General features: G+C 36.5%; 18 protein-coding genes. 10 read left to right on the top strand and 8 right to left on the bottom strand.

Annotation, left to right across the window (positions count from 1 at the left end; genetic code table 11):
• Positions 1–765: hypothetical protein (locus C4E06_RS20300; protein WP_107670189.1), on the bottom strand; the 765-nt coding region annotated here is incomplete at its 3' end.
• Positions 766–835: 70 nt separating this feature from the next.
• Between C4E06_RS20300 and C4E06_RS20295 the strand changes: the two genes are divergently transcribed.
• Positions 836–1,993 (top strand): hypothetical protein, encoded by a 1,158-nt coding sequence (locus C4E06_RS20295; RefSeq protein ID WP_107670187.1) that lies wholly within the window; start codon positions 836–838, stop codon positions 1,991–1,993.
• Positions 1,994–2,070: 77 nt separating this feature from the next.
• Here C4E06_RS20295 and C4E06_RS20290 read toward each other — a convergent pair whose 3' ends face one another.
• Together C4E06_RS20290 and C4E06_RS20285 are read right to left on the bottom strand one after the other, a co-directional pair.
• Positions 2,071–2,853: a metallophosphoesterase family protein gene (locus C4E06_RS20290; RefSeq protein WP_107670185.1), complete on the bottom strand. Its 783-nt coding sequence runs from the start codon at positions 2,851–2,853 to the stop codon at positions 2,071–2,073.
• A 196-nt stretch (positions 2,854–3,049) separates the two neighbouring features.
• Positions 3,050–3,439: a hypothetical protein gene (locus tag C4E06_RS20285; protein ID WP_198648879.1), complete on the bottom strand. Its 390-nt coding sequence runs from the start codon at positions 3,437–3,439 to the stop codon at positions 3,050–3,052.
• A gap of 142 nt (positions 3,440–3,581) precedes the next feature.
• Here C4E06_RS20285 and C4E06_RS20280 point away from each other — a divergent pair, with 142 nt between their 5' ends.
• Positions 3,582–3,977, top strand: a complete 396-nt coding sequence (locus C4E06_RS20280) for a hypothetical protein (protein ID WP_107670183.1) — start codon at positions 3,582–3,584, stop codon at positions 3,975–3,977.
• 109 nt (positions 3,978–4,086) lie between these two features.
• Complete coding sequence (locus tag C4E06_RS20275) at positions 4,087–7,896, top strand: HEAT repeat domain-containing protein (RefSeq protein ID WP_107670181.1); 3,810 nt, start codon at positions 4,087–4,089, stop codon at positions 7,894–7,896.
• A gap of 69 nt (positions 7,897–7,965) precedes the next feature.
• Here the strand turns inward: C4E06_RS20275 and C4E06_RS28945 are convergent, their stop codons facing one another.
• From C4E06_RS28945 to C4E06_RS20265, 3 genes are all read right to left on the bottom strand, one after another.
• On the bottom strand, positions 7,966–8,127 hold the full coding sequence (locus C4E06_RS28945) for a hypothetical protein (protein WP_157951193.1): 162 nt from the start codon (positions 8,125–8,127) through the stop codon (positions 7,966–7,968).
• A 565-nt stretch (positions 8,128–8,692) separates the two neighbouring features.
• Positions 8,693–9,463 carry a PEP-CTERM sorting domain-containing protein gene (locus C4E06_RS20270; RefSeq protein ID WP_198648878.1) on the bottom strand — a complete coding sequence of 257 codons (771 nt, stop codon included), beginning with the start codon at positions 9,461–9,463 and terminating at the stop codon, positions 8,693–8,695.
• Between the two features lie 160 nt (positions 9,464–9,623).
• Positions 9,624–10,730, bottom strand: coding sequence for an esterase-like activity of phytase family protein (locus C4E06_RS20265; RefSeq protein ID WP_107670193.1), 1,107 nt, complete (start codon positions 10,728–10,730; stop codon positions 9,624–9,626).
• Between the two features lie 167 nt (positions 10,731–10,897).
• Between C4E06_RS20265 and C4E06_RS20260 the strand changes: the two genes are divergently transcribed.
• Together C4E06_RS20260 and C4E06_RS20255 are read left to right on the top strand one after the other, a co-directional pair.
• Positions 10,898–12,280: a lipopolysaccharide assembly protein LapB gene (locus C4E06_RS20260; protein ID WP_107670177.1), complete on the top strand. Its 1,383-nt coding sequence runs from the start codon at positions 10,898–10,900 to the stop codon at positions 12,278–12,280.
• A gap of 132 nt (positions 12,281–12,412) precedes the next feature.
• The gene (locus tag C4E06_RS20255; protein ID WP_107670175.1) at positions 12,413–13,600 is read left to right on the top strand and encodes an HhoA/HhoB/HtrA family serine endopeptidase; all 1,188 of its coding nucleotides are present in this window, start codon (positions 12,413–12,415) and stop codon (positions 13,598–13,600) included.
• A gap of 37 nt (positions 13,601–13,637) precedes the next feature.
• On the opposite strand, the gene C4E06_RS20250 is transcribed toward C4E06_RS20255, so the two are convergent.
• Complete coding sequence (locus tag C4E06_RS20250) at positions 13,638–14,324, bottom strand: M15 family metallopeptidase (protein ID WP_107670173.1); 687 nt, start codon at positions 14,322–14,324, stop codon at positions 13,638–13,640.
• A gap of 159 nt (positions 14,325–14,483) precedes the next feature.
• On the opposite strand from C4E06_RS20250, the gene C4E06_RS20245 reads away from it, so the two are divergent.
• The 3 genes from C4E06_RS20245 (at position 14,484) to C4E06_RS20235 (ending at position 17,556) form a co-directional block, all read left to right on the top strand.
• Positions 14,484–15,470 carry a hypothetical protein gene (locus C4E06_RS20245; protein ID WP_107670171.1) on the top strand — a complete coding sequence of 329 codons (987 nt, stop codon included), beginning with the start codon at positions 14,484–14,486 and terminating at the stop codon, positions 15,468–15,470.
• Positions 15,471–15,613: 143 nt separating this feature from the next.
• Positions 15,614–16,825 (top strand): M20 family metallopeptidase, encoded by a 1,212-nt coding sequence (locus C4E06_RS20240; protein ID WP_107670191.1) that lies wholly within the window; start codon positions 15,614–15,616, stop codon positions 16,823–16,825.
• 5 nt (positions 16,826–16,830) lie between these two features.
• Entirely contained in the window at positions 16,831–17,556 is a 726-nt protein-coding gene (locus C4E06_RS20235; RefSeq protein WP_107670163.1) for a phytochelatin synthase family protein, read from the top strand.
• An 18-nt stretch (positions 17,557–17,574) separates the two neighbouring features.
• Here C4E06_RS20235 and C4E06_RS20230 read toward each other — a convergent pair whose 3' ends face one another.
• Positions 17,575–19,143 carry a sodium:proton antiporter gene (locus C4E06_RS20230; RefSeq protein ID WP_107670161.1) on the bottom strand — a complete coding sequence of 523 codons (1,569 nt, stop codon included), beginning with the start codon at positions 19,141–19,143 and terminating at the stop codon, positions 17,575–17,577.
• 82 nt (positions 19,144–19,225) lie between these two features.
• Between C4E06_RS20230 and C4E06_RS20225 the strand changes: the two genes are divergently transcribed.
• Together C4E06_RS20225 and C4E06_RS20220 are read left to right on the top strand one after the other, a co-directional pair.
• Positions 19,226–19,783 (top strand): DUF3038 domain-containing protein, encoded by a 558-nt coding sequence (locus C4E06_RS20225; protein ID WP_107670159.1) that lies wholly within the window; start codon positions 19,226–19,228, stop codon positions 19,781–19,783.
• Between the two features lie 87 nt (positions 19,784–19,870).
• Positions 19,871–20,436 (top strand): DUF4335 domain-containing protein (locus tag C4E06_RS20220; protein WP_157951192.1); only part of this gene is annotated, 566 nt, incomplete at its 3' end.

The raw sequence follows: 20,436 nt of genomic DNA, 5'->3' as shown, positions 1-20,436 counted from the left end.
TCCGACTATCCTATTTTTCCATTTATTGATATCCTCTTGAAAAATTTTGTGTAAATCAGGTAATCTTTTGATACTAAAAGTGAATAAGTCAAAGGTTTTTTTATGCAAGTAACTTATTTGATTAATTTCCTCATCAAATTCTTGATATAAATTAGTAACATATTTCTTGTCAAACAGAGAAAAATGATTTTTTAATTGTTCTATATTAATTTTAGCAACTTCTAAATAGATTTGATCTAAATGTTTAGAGGTAATATAATCTATTTGGTCAACATAATTATCTAATCTTTTTTCCATATGATCATTAAAATGATCTTTATCCCATAAACCTATTTTAGACCTGGTTTTATTGGTTTTGTAATCTGTAAAATGTTCTCTTTTAAGACGATCAAAATATCTTTGAGTATATTGTTTTACTTCTTCTAGTGCTAAATTTTTGCAGTCATTACCCAACATTTTTAACTTAAATTGAATTCCCGTTAAATCACCGACTTGTGTCCATATTTCTTGTGGTGAAGCATTAACAATTCTTTCTTTACTTTCTAAAACATCTTTAGCATGATCTAAATCTCGACTACAGACTTCAATTAATTTTTGTAGTCTATTTGCTGATGCTTTTAACTCATTAATGCAAGGTTCAATGGAATTTTTTAATTGGTTGGCAGATTTTTTTATTTCTTCTGATTCAACAGAATTATACTTATTTTCGAGTAATTTGTCAACAGATTGATTAATTTTTTGAAATTTTGCAAAATTTTCGTTCATCTGTTAATTGCTTCTAGTGATCTGGGTACTCTAATTATATCTATAGTTGTTCTACATAAGTCAAAAATTTATGAATCCTTTAGTCTTAAATTTAGGTTATGCTGCGCTGGAGAGATTAGTTACAGTAATAGCAGAAGACTGTGGTCATGCTGTTGCTAATAAAATCTTTGGTGCGGGAATCTATGAAAATAATTCCCCAACATTAGATAATTTTACTGAACAATTAGATATCTTGCAAACTGGTGTCCTCGCATTACAATCTACCACTGCTTTAATCGGAGTAGGAACTGTAACAGGAGGAATTTTATCAGCAGTTAATTTACAGCAAATTTTAAAATTAAGAGAAGAAGTTAGACAGGGAAGATTAGAAGTTAAAGAGGGATTTTTGGATCTAAAAGCTTTTTTAAGCTCGCAAAACAGAGAACTTATTAAGCGTATTGATGATATGGAAAAAAATATTATATTTAGTCATCATCATACTATTTTATCTGAAGCTTATAACGAATTTCAACACGCCTTAGATTATTTAAAAGATTCTTGTAAACTGTCTGATATTAGTCAAAGAAATAAGAACATTACTGATGTTCGGGCAATGTTGATTAATGCTTTAAAAACTTATAATAATGCAGAATTGTTAAAAAATACAAATGTCCCTGGAGAACTTCGTAGAAAAGAATGTGCTTGGGCTATTCATCAAACTATTACCATTACTTATCAACTACAAGAAGCTTATGAAGTAGTGAGTGATCGCCTTTTAAAATTACAGGATCTAATTAAAAAAGATTGTCTTAATTTAATTAACAAATGCCAATCTCAAGAGGAACTAGATTTTATTTTTCCTGAAATATTAGCCATTAATAATCATGATCTAAAAATATTAGAAAATTGGAAAACGGCTGTTAATCTTTTAGCTAACGAGTCTATCATAGACAGGGAAAAGATTGCTAAAATTAGTAGGATTACAACTTATGAGACTACTGACATAAAGAGAGTACCGACAGAACAATTAATCTATAATGAGTTAAAAATTAGCTCTCATTTTTTATCCTTACAAGATCAACTTAAATTTATGATTGATACTCATTTAAGAGAACAGTATAAATTAGAAATTGCCGAGATCGCAACCAATACTAAGTATGTCAGTTTAGTTCCTCAAAACTGGCACAATGTGCCTGATCAAACCGTCACTAATCTTTATTGGTTTCTCAAGCAAACCACTAATAATTAATAAAAAAATATAGAAAAAACTCTAAAGTAGGGATAAATTATCTTTAATTCCTACTTAATTTTTGCAATTTCATAAAATCAAGATACCTTTTGTCTTGACCGTTTTGCTTTAACCACAGAAGAATCAATTTTAACCACTGCTTCAACTAAAGGAAGAATGCGCTTAGTTTTGTGTTGACGATGGACTTGATAAACGGTTTCTGTACTTAAATCTAATGCACTTAACCACCCACTTTGGGGATGATAAGCGCCGGTATCAATATCTAACCATCCTGCTCCGGCCACTAATTTTCCTGGTAAAATTCCTGGAAACGTAAAGGTAATGGTATGACCCGTAATAATTAATTTATCCTCAAAATAGGGTTGATCCATAGCATGAAAATCATCCCTTACCCAACAAAACTGTTGCGCGGTTTGCTCTTCTAAAGGTATGTTAGGATCAATGCCACCATGAACTAACCACACATCCCCTAAATCTAAATAGGTGGGTAAGCTTTTCATCCAGTTAATATGCTCTTGGGGAATATGATGATCGTAACTGACTAGGGTAGAATACCCCCCTCCATATAACCATCCTTGCAGTTGATGACTATTAATACTTCCTTGGCCAACGGTTTCGAGAAGCATATATTCATGGTTTCCCAATAAACAATGATAGTTATGTTTCATCACAAATTCGACCACTTGAGAACTTTGAGGCCCGCGATCAATTAAGTCCCCTAAAAAGTACACTTGATCGTCTTGGTTAGGGGCGATCGCGTCTAAGAGAAGCATTAGGGTATCATAATGACCATGAACATCACCAATAATAATACGACGATGGGAGGTAGCGGGTTGAGAGGGGGAGGAGGATGTTAACATCTTCAGTCTTTTGCTATTTTTACGATGTCTGTGATTAGTATTCCCAGATATTGGTCTAATATCTCACTGTAGTGACAGGACGATGAACATAAGCGATCGCCCTACCTGCAACTTTTTCTTGATTATAAGTCCCAGTGAAGGTTCCTTCTAACTTTGTCTGATGACGCACAAGATTTAATTGATAGTTTGCTTCTGCTTAGATATCACTGAATAAGGTGGGAAAAGTGGCAATTTTAATGGTTAATTGATAGTTATTCCCTTCAATGTTGCTATTAATGACTTCTCCTTTAATTCCATCACCATAGACGGTTTTTTTCCATTGGTCATTTTCACAGACTAATCCTACAGCTAAATGATTTCTAATCATTTTAAAACTAGGCTTATCTTCAATTTTAGCAGGTTTCAAGGTTTGTTTGGTGATTTGGCTATCTAGTAGGGTGATAAAAATTTGTCCTTTGAGGGGTTGATAATTTTTTTGAGGGGGTTGATCCCAAAAAGTTGCCATCGAAACGGCTCGATAATTAGCTTGTTTTAAAGGATTAATAATATTAAATGCAGGATAAAAACCATAATCTATTTTAATCAATCTACAATAACATATTTTAAATAAAAAATTGCTTTTATTCTGATACTATTTTTAATCTATAATTCCTATTAAGAAAAGCTTTAACTATAAGTTCAAGTGTTATAATAACTCAAGATTGATAAAATATAACTTCAGATTCCCCATGGACTTATTAACTGGCGGTGCAACAGCATTATTAACCCTTTTAGCGAAGCAAACCTATGATGCAACCAGTAAGACACTGGTTAAGAAAACAAGTGATAAGTTAGCAGATATTGCCTTAACTCAAGCTAATAAAATTTTACAATTATTAAAGAATAGGTTTCCTGATAAGTTAAATAAGTTGGAAACAACGGTTAATAACTCATCGGATGTTATAGATGCAGAAGTTATTGAGGAAGTCGCTAACCAAGATGATGAGATTAAAAAAGAAATTGAAAAGTTAGGGGAAATGATACAAGAAAATTCAGAAGCAAAACAAGTTATTGAAAATTGGAAAGGTATTAATATGAAAGGTGGAACTAATATAGTAAAAAATAACACTTTAAATATTAATTAATACGTAGGGTGGGTTAGGTGGGAATATCTTATTCAGCAAATTGATAACTCCATATCCACCGTAACCCACCATCTTAAAACCTATATAATCAATCTTCTTTTTGTTGATAATGGAAAACAAAGAAACTAATGAAAATTATAAGGGATTTAATACTAAGGGTGGAAACAATACCTTTACGCATAATACTATAAATGTTTATTCTGACTCTGATCATCAACCTAAACCTAAACCTAATTTACCTGAACCAGAATTAAAAGAATTATATTGTCAATTTTTAAACAAAATAAAAGAAAAATATCAATATTTCAAACTGTTTCATACTCAAGAAAAGGTTAAACTACAAGATCAATATATTCCCATTCAAGTCACCTTAGAAAGACGGTTTACTCATGAAATCGAAACGCTTAAGAATTATCAAATAGCTGATCTAGACTCCAAAGATGCTTATGCTATTAAGGGAATAAAAAAACAAGAGGAAAAAGAACAAAAAATAAAAATTGCTAAAGTTGACTGGAAAGAAGCAAAAAAAGACCATAAAAAAATCATGGTACTTGCTGATCCAGGTATGGGAAAATCGACCTTATTAAAGCATGAAACTATTATCAAAGTTAAGGAAGAATTAGACAATTTAGACAATAAATCAATTGATGATCTCGTTTTTCCCTTATTTATTCGTTTGTCAGAGTTAGCAAGGGAAACAGGAGAAATTATTGATATTATTCCTACTATCCTTAAACAAGACTATTCTGAAATTATTGATAAAATTGAATACTATTTACAAGAAAAACTCAAACAGGGTAAATGTTTATTATTATTAGATGCTTTGGATGAAGTACCGAAAAATGACAGAATACCCTTAAGTGAAAAGTTAAACCGTTTTCTAAAAAATTATCCTTGTCATCTTATTTGTACCTCTCGTATTGTGGGATATGGGGGTAAGTTTATTGATGGGGGTAAAGAGGTTGAAATTGTTCCTTTTGATGATAAAAAAACAGCAGACTATATCAAAACTTGGTTTGATTATGCAGCAGGAAAAATAGAAGATGAGACGGTTTCCGCAGATGGGTTAATTAATGAGTTGAAAAACAAACCTCAAATACAAGGGTTAGCACAAAATCCCTTATTATTATCCTTATTATGTAGTTTATATCAAAGCAAAGGTTTAATTTTACCGGCAAGACGGACACAAGTTTATGAAAAAGCAGTTAATTATATGTTAAGTCAATGGTCAAAAGATAATCAACGAAAGTTATTAGATGATGGTTGGATTATTGCGAAAAAAAACTTATTAGAATATTTAGCGTATAAATTTAGTTGTCAAAATCAAGAAGTTTTTTCTAAAGAAGACTTATATAACAAAATCAATGAATATTTAGAACAAACAGACAAGAGAGAGTTTAAAGAAAAAACTGCCACAGAATTAATGAAAGAATTAACAGAAGAAGATGGAATCATTCAAACCTTATCAGCAGACGGTAATCAATATTTATTCTTACATCGTACTTTTCAAGAATATTTTACAGCGTCTTATTTAAAGGAGAAAATAGAAAAAAATGAACAAGAAGGATTACAATTAATTCAAGCTCATTTTTGGGAATATGATTGGCATGAAACTATTATTTTAACAGCAGGGTTATTAAAAAATCCTATTCTTTTATTAACGAAACTGCGACGAGAAAAGGATGATATATTTAAGACCATGTTATTGTTATCGGGTTCTTGTTTGACGGAATGTTCTACTAAACTCAAAGGACACAATAATGATGCTTTAGTACAGAGGATAATTGATGATATTTTTAAGTTTTGGTATAAGTATCCTCGTGTAGATTTTATTACCTCGGTACTTATTTCATTAGGAAAGATAGGCAGTAAAACCGCCGTTAACGCTTTAATTAAAGCTTTGAGTCACTCTGATAGTTGGGTTAGAAAAAATGCAGCAGAAGCATTAGGAAAGATAGGCAGTGAAACCGCCGTTAACCCTTTAATTAAAGCTTTGAGTCACTCTGATAGTTGGGTTAGAAAAAATGCAGCAGAAGCATTAGGAAAGATAGGCAGTGAAACCGCCGTTAACCCTTTAATTAAAGCTTTGAGTGACTCTGATAGTGACGTTAGATACTATGCAGCAAAAGCATTAGGAAACATCGGCAGTGAAACCGCCGTTAACCCTTTAATTAAAGCTTTGAGTGACTCTTATAGTTTGGTTAGAAAAAATGCAGCAGAAGCATTAGGAAAGATAGGCAGTAAAACAGCAGTTCAACCCTTAATTAAAGCTTTGAGTGACTCTGATCGTTTGGTTAGAAAAAATGCAGCAAAAGCATTAGGAAACATCGGCAGTGAAACCGCCGTTAACCCTTTAATTAAAGCTTTGAGTGACTCTTATAGTTTGGTTAGATGGAATGCAGCAGAAGCATTAGGAAAGATAGGCAGTGAAACCGCCGTTAACGCTTTAATTAAAGCTTTGAGTCACTCTGATAGTTGGGTTAGAAAAAATGCAGCAGAAGCATTAGGAAAGATAGGCAGTGAAACCGCCGTTAACCCTTTAATTAAAGCTTTGAGTGACTCTTATAGTTTGGTTAGATGGAATGCAGCAGAAGCATTAGGAAAGATAGGGAGTGAAACCGCCGTTAACCCTTTAATTAAAGCTTTGAGTCACTCTGATAGTTTGCTTAGAAACAATGCAGCAGAAGCATTAGGAAAGATAGGCAGTGAAACCGCCGTTAACGCTTTAATTAAAGCTTTGAGTCACTCTTCTATTTGGGTTAGAAACAATGCAGCAGAAGCATTAGGAAAGATAGGCAGTGAAACCGCCGTTAACGCTTTAATTAAAGCTTTGAGTGACTCTGATAGTTGGGTTAGAAACAAGGCAGCAGAAGCATTAGGAAAGATAGGCAGTGAAACCGCCGTTAACCCTTTAATTAAAGCTTTGAGTCACTCTTCTTATAACCTTAGCAGTAAGGCAGCAGAAGCATTAGTAAAAATAGGCAGTGAAACCGCCGTTAACGCTTTAATTAAAGCTTTGAGTCACTCTAATTATGACGTTAGAAAAAATGCAGCAGAAGCATTAGGAAAGATAGGCAGTAAAACAGCAGTTCAACCCTTAATTAAAGCTTTGAGTGACTCTGATCGTTTGGTTAGAAAAAATGCAGCAGAAGCATTAGGAAACATCGGCAGTGAAACCGCCGTTAACCCCTTAATTAAAGCTTTGAGTGACTCTAATCGTGACGTTAGAAAAAATGCAGCAAAAGCATTAGGAAAGATAGGCAGTAAAACAGCAGTTAACCCCTTAATTAAAGCTTTGAGTGACTCTGATAGTTTGGTTAGATGGAATGCAACAGAAGCATTAGTAAAAATAGGCAGTAAAATAGCAGTTAACGCTTTAATTACAGCTTTGAGTGACTCTGATAGTTGGGTTAGAAAAAATGCAGCAGAAGCATTAGGAAAAATAGGGAGTGAAACCGCCGTTAACCCCTTAATTAAAGCTTTGAGTGACTCTGATCGTTGGGTTAGATACTATGCAGCAAAAGCATTAGGAAAGATAGGCAGTGAAACAGCAGTTAACCCCTTAATTAAAGCTTTGAGTGACTTTAATCGTGACGTTAGAAAAAATGCAGCAGAAGCATTAGGAAAGATAGGCAGTGAAACAGCAGTTAAACCCTTAATTAAAGCTTTGAGTGACTTTAATCGTGACGTTAGAAAAAATGCAGCAGAAGCATTAGGAAAAATAGACAGTCCAGAAATTTTAGAACAAATGATCAAAAACCAGAATGTTGATATCTATGAAGAGTCTAATTTTATCCATGCCAGAAAACTCGCTATTCGTTACAGTCGCGATAACTTACCTTTTATCCCTGTCTATCCTCGTCTCGTTCGCTATCTTCCTATTACAAGGGTTATTAAGTCAGTTATTAGTCGTCAGTAGTCAGTTATCAGTGAGTAGATATAGCAGTAGACAAACTGTCATTCCGAGGATTTGATATTTTTAATATATTCAATAATCAATAAGCGCAAATAGTTTAAACTTTCTAAATTCTTCTTTTTCTTCCCCTTTAGCAAGTTTAACCCTTTCTTCCTGAGTCTTTTGATAATCTATTAATAATTGATCCAAGATTTGCTCTATTTCCTTAATCTCCTGTTCATTGTATCCTGACATTCATGAAGTCAGAAGTCAGAAGTGTGAAGTCAGAAGTAAAAATAAGCGTGGGAGATTGTGACCCACCACTAAATTTTTTACCGCTAAAATAAATTTGTAGCGGGGGTCTTGAACCCAATTTCTACGTCTAGAAGCGGTCGGGAAACGCGCCGTCGCACGGCGCAAGTTTAACCGACCAAGAGAGTAGAAAGTCTTAATCTCAAGATTATTAGAAAAAAACTTCTGTTCGTTAGAGCCGGAACGAAGTGAGGAACTTCTGACTTCCTACTTCTGACTTCGAGCGAAGCGATAATATTTGTTCACAGCGATCGCTTTTGTCAAGTTAGAGGAAACTGCTCAGAATTATTAGGATTCATCTAACCATCAATTGACTGTTTCCTATTGATTTGACCTTAATAGTTTTAACATCAATTACAGGCGCAAGCCTTTTCCACTGTTTATAATATATCATGTCAAGTCAAGAAAAAGCAAGTATTTGTTACATTAATTTTCTAAGCGATCGCTTTGTTAAATGGTGGGTTACGACGGACTATAAAATTCTTTTTCTTATCCAGGTTATTCCCGTCTAACCCACCCTACTTTCTTTCTTTGATGCCGATTTATTTTTACGTAATTTACCCTTAAAAAAGCTACCAAAACCGATGGCAGTGGCTGAACCGAGAAGGGTTAAAGGTTCAGGAACAACAGCAGGTTCAGCCGGTGGAGTTGAAACAAAAAATATACTTTCTGAGCTACTTTGTTGAAAACTAAGACCTGGTATCGTGCCATTATCTCCTAACATTAAATAGGTTTCTAATCTTACATTGTTATTCTCACCATTAGTTAAAAGATCAATAATATTAGAATTAAGGGAAAACTGTGGATCGTCCTTGATTCTACTAAATTGTGTATCCATATTATTTGTATTATTAAGCTCAATCCTTTCATTATTAATGCGAATAAAACGATTACCAAATAAGGAATAACAAACAGAAGATGGATCAGATGACTCACAAAAATGAACGATAAAACCTAAATAAGAACCTACATCATCGAAGCTACCCCTACGATTAATAAACCAAGTTCCTTCTCCTGGTTGTTGTTCTTCGTCGAGAAACGAGACTTTCAGTTGCAATGCTAAATCATAATCGGTTGAATTTGAAGATGATTGAGATAAAATGGGACGGTAATCTTCATCTTCATCTTTATGTTCATTCACAATTAAACTAATTTTTTCAATGGATTTTCCTGCGAAATCTGGCCCTAAGGTTGCTGCGATCGCTTCTTGATTGGAGAAAAATCCTAAGCCTAAACCTATCCCCGTTGTCAAGGTCACTAACTTAGAAATTTTAACCATAATGTTAGTCCTAATCATGTTAAAAGTTTGAGCATTGATTGTCTATCCCGATTAAACTCGATCAAAAGCGATTTGTCATCCCCAAAATGTAAGCTTTCATGTATAAGTTTATGTCACGTACGTATATAACATCCTTTATTATAACGATTCCTCTTAAACATCACTGTACATTGAATAATAAAAGTTGAGTGGTTTGTTCCGCATTAAAGTTATCATCACTAATTAAAAATAGGGTTTCACTGCCATCCCTTAATCTCGGTCCGAGGGTCATTCCTTCTAAATTATCTAACTCAATCTCTAAAGTTTCTAAATCCAGTAATCGCTTTTTTCGTAGGGGTTTAATCCCTTCGATTCCCTCTTTAAAACTGCTAATGGTTGAAGTTTCCGAAGCAGCACTATTGACCACTTGAAATAACTTTGCCCCAAAACCGAACATTCCAAAGGTTCGCTCTAAACTTAACCAGGACCCTTCACGGGGTAAAGCGAGTAATTCCGTTAGACCATTGGCGATCGCACCTTTGGGGGTTTCATCTAATAAGTATAAATGTTCGGCTACTAAAACAGGGGGACCCACGGGACTGATCACATAATGCAGCAAACGCACCGGAATATTGACCGGAGGCGTCGAAGTCGTATCCTGTTTAAGTGACGCTTCTGTGGCGGTAAAAATGCGAAACGGGTCATCTTTTAAGGTACTGGTGGCACTAATGGTTAAGGGTTCAAACCCTAGATTATTTTCCACTCCTTGGGGTTCCGTTTCCGGATCGGTTGCGATTAAATAACGTTGAGGGAGACGGATCTCCTGTTGCAGTTGCCCTGTAGTCGGGTCAAATTCGCCAATAAAGGGGTTAATACCCTCTTTAGGGACTCCTTCACTAGAAATAAAAATAGTGCCTCTAGGGGACAAAGCAATGCCCTCTGGATCGATGGTTTGGGACGAGTAGGTTTGTCCTGTTTGGTCCTTGAGAAGGGTGACGTTTTCGACGGTGACTCCTTCGATTTTGGCGGGTTGCTCGTCGGTAGTGGTTAGGTCTATCTTCAGGGTATAGAATCTGGCCGGGGCCTGTTGAGAGCGGTCGTCAGATAAAGCATAAAAGCGATCGCGTTGGCGATCATAGGTAATAGCCGATAAACCCCCTAAAGGAGTGTCTTGAACCGTCTGGGGTTTAATGACGTACTCATCTAAAAATTCTAAAGAAATGGGTGGAAATAATCGCTCTTCTGCTGTAATTTGGGGCATAGTGCCACAAGCAGATAAGACAATCATGATCATTAAGGCTAGAATAAGGTTAGATAATTTCCTCACATTGTTGTCCCCATAATACAATCCTCTTTCAAATGTTATCTTATATTCAGTGAACAGTGAGCAGTAACCAGTAATCAGTTATTAGCTTTTGAACTTGTTTGTTAAACTTAATGTTGGTGAGGAAGACTATGTTTTTTGTTTATAAATCTCTTAATAAAATTATTGTTTTAATTGGCTTAACTTTTCTTATTTTTGTGGGAGAGTTAGTGGAAACAAATCCTCGGGCTTTATCCCTTCCTGAGCCAGAATTAAACCCTTTAGAAATTCCCTTAGATGATCCCCTCATTCCTTCGGTGCCTCGGCCATTAACCCCATTAGAACAAAAAAGATTAAGGAGAGAATTAGATCAACTCAATCAACAAGCACAACAAGAATTAGAAGCGGGAAACGAGAATACTGCCTTTGAAATTTGGTATCGAGAATTAAGATTAAGACGAGTTTTAGGCAGAATAGAAGAAATTAACGCCTTGGGTAGAGTCGGAGAAATTGCCTGGAATAAAACCCGTACCCAAGATGTACAAATTATTAGCAAAAGATTGGTAGAACTACAAAACTTATCAGAACAAGAAGACCCATTAAGTCCAGCATTGCTAATTGCTTTAGCCAATGCGTATGAAAAATTACATAGTTTAGACAACTCGATTATTATCTATAAAAAAGTCTTAAATTATGCCAGAGAAAATGATAGTCCCTTTACCATCAAAGAAGCCTTACAAGGATTAGGAAGACTCTATTTAGCCAAATTCGATTATCCCAACGCTGCAGCGGTTTACGAAGAATTATTAGACATCGCCCAAGCTGAACAAAATACCTATGAAGAAGGGCTTTATTTACAAGCTTTAGCGGAAATTTATACCGCATCCTTACAACCCAATAATGCAGCCGCCATTAAACAAAGATTAGTCGACAGTTATTTAGCCAGTGAAAACATTGAGTTAGTCCCCCCCTTAAAAATTGATATTGGTCAAGATTATGAAGCATTAGATCAACCAGAATTGGCCAGTCAAAATTATCAAGAAGCCTATGGTTTAGCTTGGTCTTTACAATTATTTGGAGCCGCAGCAGAAGCCTTAACAAAATTAGCGGATTTATACACCGATTATGAACAAGAAAATTACGCTTTACAAATTTATCAACGCTTAATCCAAGTCGAACAATTATCTTATAATTATTACGGTTTGATGAAAGTGTATGACAAAATTGGAGAAATTTATCTAGACAAAGAACAATATCAACCGGCTTTATCCGCTTTCCAAGAAGGGTTAATCCTGGCTCGTTCCCTTAATCATAATCAAGACCATTTCTTAACACAAATTCAAAAAGTTAATCAAGGAATGCAACAACAAGCACCTCCTGAGGTTGAAGAAGCCTTACCCCCGTCACCCAATAACATCCCTCCCAATAATATCAACATTGATAGAATCGAGGAGGAAATAGAAATGAGAGGAAATCCCTCCAATGACATTGATGAGTTCGAGAATCGATTTGAACGGGATAACATTTTAAGGTAACGTTTTATCTCCATACCTCACACCCCACCCCTTCAAAAGATAAAATAAACCCAGAGAAGTTAACTGTTTTCCAATAAACTTTGTCATAATTTGGAATAGGGAACCCTGTGATTATTAAAAAATAAAAGTATCATGCGTATTAAACAGTTATTTATCTATGTAACCCTATTAATCTTAGGTGGCAGTGCAGGAGTCTGGGCAAGTCGTTACTGGACCGACACCCCTCAAGAGCAAACCAGTCAACCACCAGCAGTGGTTCCCACCAACTTGAAACCATTCCCTTTTCCTGCCAAATCTTCCCCCAAAGCTAACTTAAATTTTATTGCTGAAGCCGCCCAAAAAGTCGGCCCGGCAGTGGTTCGTATCGATGCAACTCGAGAGGTTTCTAACGAAATGGGGGAAACCTTTGAACATCCTTTCTTTCGTCGTTTCTTTGGTAACGAACTGCCCATTCCCAGAGAACACATTGAACGGGGAACCGGTTCAGGATTTATTCTAACTCCCGATGGACAATTATTAACCAACGCTCATGTCGTAGACGGAACCAAAGAAGTCAAAGTTACCCTTAAAGACGGCAAAGTCTATCAAGGAAAAGTATTGGGAACTGATGCGATGACCGATGTCGCAGTGGTCAAAATAGAAGCCGAAAACTTGCCAACCGTCGCCATTGGTAGCGCGGACCAACTCAACCCAGGGGAATGGGCGATCGCTATTGGTAACCCCCTGGGACTAGATAATACGGTCACCGTGGGCATTATTAGCGCGTTAGGGCGATCAAGTACCGAGGTAGGGGTCCCCGATAAACGGGTTCGTTTCATCCAAACCGACGCAGCCATTAACCCCGGAAACTCCGGCGGTCCTTTACTGAATGCCCAAGGCCAGGTTGTGGGTATTAATACAGCCATTCGCGCCGATGCTCAAGGGTTAGGGTTTGCCATCCCCATCGAAACGGCCCAACGGGTAGCCAACCAGCTATTAACCACCGGAAAAGCAGACCATCCTTACTTGGGTATTCATATGATTACCCTTAACCCAGAATTAAGCAAAGAATTAAATCAAGATCCACAACTTGGCTTTAAAGTCACTAATAACGAAGGCGTATTAGTGGTGCGAGTGGTGGATGACTCCCCCGCCCAAAAAGCAGGGTTTAAACCAGGGGATATTATTTTGAGCGTCGCAGGTAAACCCGTTACTAAAGCGGTTGAAGTGCAAGAAGAAGTAGAAGTAAGTACCATCGGCGAAACTTTGGCCGTTGAAGTGATTCGGGATGGTAAACCCAAAAATTTAAAGGTATCACCCGGTTCTTTTCCCACAAATTAATTTAGGCTAGAAGCGAAACTTTTGCCTTTTGCCTTCTTCAAGCTCTCCCATAATAAGCCCGTTCCTCTTGACTCTGCCACGCCCACATTTGATCCCCCAGAGAAAAATGCCACCATTCCCCAGGATGGCGTAAAAATCCGGCTGTTGTCATAATTTTATTCAGGAGTTCTCGTCTTTGATGGTAATCTCGTCCTATTGTGTCCTTATGGTTAACATAATAATTAGGTTGCGATCGCTCGGATAATTCGTCAATCATACCCCCCATCTCCAACAATCGACCCTGATCATCAATTAAAGTAATATCCACTGCTCCACCGGTACTATGGGGGGGTGGAGTGGCTAAATCATCACTGGGTACAGCCCAAATTTGATAAACTTGCTGCCAAAGACTATCTTTTTCTGTTTTGGATAAACTGTCTAAAATTAACCTTTTTTCTTGTAGTAAAGACTCAAAGGTATAATCGACCATAAATTGTTGTACAGCAACGGGACGATAAGCGTCAAAAATGTGTATTTTCCACCCTGGATGTTCTTGTTGTAAATGGTTTTGTGCTTGTTTTAGTGCGTCTACCACTTGAGCGCGTAAATAATAAGGAGATTTTTCGCCATAGAAAGCACCCAACTTTTGATAGGGGTGAGGGGTTTCTACGGAAAACTCCTCTAAAGGAATAGGAATTAAGGGGTCTCCACAATCTTGAATAGGTATACTTTGGTAGGGTTTCATTTAGTTATTCAGTAATTACACTCAACTCTAAATTATATTAATCTTCAATAAAATTTGCAGAAACTTGATAATAAATCCGTAACTTTACCATTCCTTAATATAAGTAACCTATTTATACTGATAAGTATTAGAGACGTGAAAAAACGGAATGTTATTGTTATGACTGTAAATATAGTTCCCTCTGGAAACTTGCAAGAAGTTACTCCAGAAAAATTAGATGGATCTTCCTTATCCTTAAAAAAGAAGCTGAGTCACTTCTTTCACAAAGAAACGATCAATCCCGATATTATTATAAAACATAATCAGGCATTAGAGAAAGCCAACACCTTACAAGTCATGGCTCAAGCTTTAGAGCATAAGCAATTTCGGGAAAAAGATTTTATTTTATTATTACAAATCAAACATAAATTTGCAGAAGGACTAAACGAATATAAAGGACTTGATTCCTATGTTAGACTGTTTCAAGTGGCCATTGAAGCTAAAAACAGTTTTTTGGCGATTGAACACATCGAATTACTTCATCGTAGTTCTCAACAACAAAATTTTTATAAATTAGTCTTTCATTTACTAGAACAAGATATTTCAAACGAAAGATTTTATCAATTTATTCACCAAGAGTTGACGGAAGTTTTGCCCAAAATCAAAACAGAAAAAGGAAAAAGAGCCTTAGAATGTTACGTCAATGCTTTGGATAGTTTAACCTATAAAGATGAACTAGGACTGAAACTACTTTATCTCTTTAAAAAATACCAACTGACCAATTACTCCATTTTACAAAAAGTTTCTAATGTAGTCGATGTTTTGAAAACTCAAGACATTAAAAAAACGAGTAATTTAGTCAAAATAGTTAAAACACAAAACAAAGTTTTTGAGCAATTAGGAAAAATTTTGGAAATTCCCCAAGAAAAAAATAATCCCTTGACCTATGCAACGATGTTACAATATATTGTTTTGCGAGCTAAATATGTTAAGGTTTATGCTCAATTTCAGAAACTAATAGAAGTGTTAGGAAATTGGAATAAATTCGATAAAACAGTAGAATCAATCCGTCGACAATATAGTTGGAATCAATACCGACAGCCTAAAGATTTCAAGAAAAAATTAGTTATGCTTGATCTTTATAAAAAGTATCATCATTATTGTTGAACAGTGATAAGAATATAGAGTGCAGAATGTTAAATTAATTCTAAATTCTACATTCTACATTCTAAATTTTGAATAGCTGATAACTGATAGGCTCTATAATAGGAAAGATCGGAACTTTTTTGTTAATATCCATCATCTCTGCAATGATTTCTACCTTTCCTCAAGCCAATTCCCTTAACTTTTCACAAATTCGTCTCGAAATCCGTAACCTTCACCCTCAATTAGTAGAATGGCGACGCTATCTACACCAACGACCAGAATTAGGGTTTCAAGAGGAAATAACCGCTAATTTTATCACTCAAAAGTTAACAGAAATGGGGATTCCCCATGAAACAGGAATTGCTAAAACGGGGATTGTTGCTACCATTGACAGTCCCCATCCCGGGCCTGTCTTAGCCATTCGTGCAGATATGGATGCGTTACCCATCCACGAAGAAAATGAAGTCCCTTATCGTTCCCTCCACGAAGGAACTATGCACGCTTGTGGACACGATGGCCATACAACCATCGCCTTAGGAACCGCTTCCTATCTCTGGCAACACCGTCAAGACTTTAAAGGGACCGTCAAAATCATTTTTCAACCCGCCGAAGAAAGTCCAGGAGGGGCAAAACCCATGATAGAAGCCGGTGTCTTAAACAATCCTGATGTGGATGGCATTATCGGGCTACATTTGTGGAATAATCTCCCTTTGGGAACGGTGGGAGTCCGTAGCGGTCCATTAATGGCTGCTGTGGAGTGTTTCCGGCTCAATATCTTCGGGAAAGGGGGTCACGGGGCCATGCCTCATCAAACCATCGATTCTGTAGTGGTGAGCGCACAAATTGTTAATGCTTTACAATCGATTGTTTCTCGTAATGTTAATCCCATTGATTCTGCGGTGGTAACAGTAGGAGAATTACACGCCGGAACTGCTTTAAATGTGATTGCAGATACGGCCAGCATGAGTGGAACGGTGCGTTATTTTAATCCTGAATTTGAGGGTTATTTTGGTCAAAGAATTGAAGATATTGTTCAAGGAATTTGTCAAGGGTACGGAGCCGATTATGAGTTAGATTATTGGCGGTTATATCCTCCGGTTATTAATCATGAAAACATGGCAGCGTTAGTTAAATCTGTGGCCTTAGAAGTGGTCGAAACCCCTGCAGGAATTGCCCCAACTTGTCAAACCATGGGAGGGGAAGATATGTCTTTCTTTTTAGAAGAAGTGCCAGGGTGTTACTTCTTTTTAGGGTCAGCTAATGCCGAAAAAGGCTTAGCTTATCCCCATCATCATCCTCGCTTTGATTTTGACGAAACTGTGCTACCGTTAGGGGTGGAAATGTTTATCCGTTGTGTGGAAAAATTTTGTAATTAACGTCAATGAAACTTAAAAAGCGAGTTGCAAAACTTTTATTATTAGGGGTTGGTTTGGTTCCGAGTCAACTCCTAGCTCAAACCAGTTTACCCCTAGATGAAAACTTAATTAACTTTAATTCTTCTCAAGGGGAAACGTTATTAATAGAAAGTCAGGCTCGTCAAGATTATATCCCTTTAAGTCTTCAATTTGAAACTCAAGAAAACTTAGCCTTTTGTGGGGTGGCCAGTATCGTCATGGTGTTAAATGCTTTGTCTATTCCTGCCCCAAAAGCGACAGAATGGGTGATGTATCATCGCTTTACGCAAGAGAATTTTTTCGATAACCCAAAAACAGAAACTATTATTACAAAAGAAACCGTTTCTCGGCAGGGAATGACCTTACAAGAATTAGGGGGTTTACTAAAAAGTTATCCCCTTGAGGTTGAGGTTTATCACGGAGATGAAGTTAGTTTATCCGAATTTCGCCAACGAATTATAACTAATTTAAAACAAGAAAATAATTTTGTTTTAGTGAACTATTTACGGTCTAGTATTGGACAAGAAAGAGGGGGTCATATTTCCCCCATTGCAGCCTATAATGAACAAAGCGATCGCTTTTTAATTTTAGACGTTTCTCGTTACAAATATCCCCCGGTGTGGGTCAAAGCAGAAGACCTTTGGAAGGCAACTAACACCGTTGATTCAGTTTCTAAGAAAACCAGGGGATTTGTATTAATTAGTTCTCAATAATACTTAATTGAGAACTGCTTAATGTTCACTACTTTCTGTTAAAATTTCTAACACAATAGGAGACAAATCTTTTCCTAATTTTCCATTACGAATTAACTCAGCATAGGTATCCGCTTCAATATCTAATAATGTTTCTTTGAGTTGTTGCATAGCTATCGCTTCTAACTGAGGATATTTTTGTTGAAAATCCGCAATTTTTTCTTCTATCGATTTTAATTGTCCCGTTACTAATTCTTTCTCATAACGATAAAATTCTGAGTTAACACTCGGAGATTCATCTAACGTTTGAAAATAGTCAATAACTCGTCCTAATGCAATTTTTCTGGCTAATAATTCGGAATATTCTTGACGTAAGGGTTGATCTCCCACTAAGTCTAATTTTTTCAGTACCCATTGTGTACTTAACCCTTGAATTAATAGGGTAAATAAAACCACACCAAATACCGTATCAATAATATCTTGTCTTCCATTCAAAGAAACAGGAACACTTAACGCCAAAGCAATAGAAACCGAACCTCTTAAACCACCCCACCACAGTACCGTTTGTTCCGGTAAACTGATATCAACTTTAGTAAACGTATTACTCAAATTTGCCAATCCATAAATCCCAATAAAACGAGTCACTAAAACAGCAACAATAGCAATGGCAATAATATCTAAATTATCGCTTAAACTATCAAACTGAATTTGGTCACCAATCAATAAAAAGACAATTGAATTCACAAAAAATGCTAGAAACTCCCAAAATTCAGACACTAATAATCTCGTTCTAGGATTCATGCCAATGCGAGAGCCAAAATTACCTAAAATAATACCAACCGTTACCACAGAAATAACCCCAGAACCCCCTAATTCTTCCGTAATTAAATAAGTCCCATAGGCAGAAACCAAGGTTAAAGATTGCTCAACCAGAGGCAGATCAAACCGTTGAGTTAAATAGGAAATACCAAAACCTACTAAACAGCCTAAACCGATACCAATGCCAACAAACTTAAAAAAACTAACTACCGTATCCGTCACAGAAAATACTTCGGTTCCTAACGGTATTCCTACTAATAATAAGAAAGCAACAACCGCCACCCCATCATTAAATAAACTCTCTCCTTCCATCAAAACTGTTAACTTTTTACTAGCCCCTAATTCTCTAAATAAAGCCACCACAGAAACCGGATCAGTGGCCGATAAACTAGCCCCAACTAATAAAGCAATGGGTAAAGCTAAATGAGTGAATTCACTCAAGGCCAAAGCAATACCAAGAACCGAAATAATTACCCCAATAATGGCAAACAATACAACAGGAATCCAATTTTCTTTTAACTCTCGCCAGCGAATATTCCAAGCCGCTTCAAATAGTAAAGGAGGTAAGAAAATCTCTAGAATTAATTCAGGAGAAAGATTAACCAAACGAACATCAACAAACGCTAATCCTAAGCCAACAATCACCAATAAAAGGGTGTAAGGAATTTGTCGAAACCAAGAAAAAATACGAGAAATGGTGGCGACACTCAAAGAAACCGATAAAACCACTAAAAATTGTTCTAAATTTTCTTGAATGGCCATATCAGCAGCACTCGCTTCTAGACTCATAAAATACTCCTAATCATTTATATCTGAAAAAGATTGTTATATTAAGGACGAAACATATTGTTGTCTGTCCACAGTGGTGAAAATGTCTCAGTCAGTCCCGACTTGGGGAGATACCCCCCTAACTAACCCACCCACTCCACAACAACTTTATCAGATGCAAACCCATCTCGATTTAGTCTTGTTGGCCAGTGAGTGTTTGATTTCCATAGATGCAGATATGCTTCTACAAGCCGCCCTCGACTTAGATGTTAACACCACTTTAGTCGAAAACGTCGCACTGTGGTCAAACCGAGACACAACCACCCCAGACAACCCTTTAAATAGCTTGACCATTGAACAAATGCGATCGCTAATTCTCATTATTTGCTACATTAACCAACAACATCAAGAATTAATTCGTCGCGCTGTTACCCTCCTAGAACAACTGACAGCACAAAATAAAGATCCAGCCAAAACGACCTTATTAGGCAACTATTTAGAGAATTTTCAACGTTTTTATTCAAAAGAAGCCAATCACCCTAATCTTTCACCCTCCCAACAAATGCAATTAGCCTCTAAATTATTAATTGACCTATTATTCTACAGTGAAGAGAGTAGCTACGATCGCTTATGGTTAGCTTTGCTAGATTATCAGTCTTAAGCCAAACCAATGCTTGATTAAATTAACTATCTCAGTCAATGTAATTACACATCGTCATAACCCCGTTGCCTTTTGCCTGTCCTAACTATGATGTTATTCAATAATACACCCCTTCAAACCTATACCCCTCCTACCTGTACCCTAAAACTATGGGATAAACGCCCTTTACTCTCCCGTTGGGGCGAATTAGTCTCTTTAGATAACATAGAATTTGAACTGCAATTTGACGATCCTCGACTCCTCGAAGAAGATCAAGTGACCATTAAAGGCGATCGCATTCAACTCGAACTATTACGGAACGTGGTTCAAACCTATGTTAAAAATTTCCTTCACAAAACCGTCTCTTACATAGAAGGCAAACAAGATCAGCCCTTCTCCCAACTTAACCCAGATAGAAAGGAAACAGAAACCATTGTCACCCCTTCCTTATCCCCTCAAGGGTTATTAACCCATCATTTAACCTTGGGATCATTAGCCTCTCAAGCCTCTCATTCTTCTGTCAGTTTAAGTGTCTCCCAACTGTTTGATCTCGTCAATGCCCTAGAAGCTTACAATAACACCATTGTGACCCTGGCTCATGGCAAAAAGACCCCTCTCAAGAAAAGTGTGGGCATTTGGGTCACCGCCGGCACTGTTGCCCTGTTGGCCATCCT

The organism is Cyanothece sp. BG0011 (genome assembly GCF_003013815.1).
Classification (GTDB): domain Bacteria; phylum Cyanobacteriota; class Cyanobacteriia; order Cyanobacteriales; family Microcystaceae; genus Crocosphaera.
Note: the sequence above shows the minus strand (reverse complement) of the source record. Positions and strands in the feature narration are given on the sequence as shown.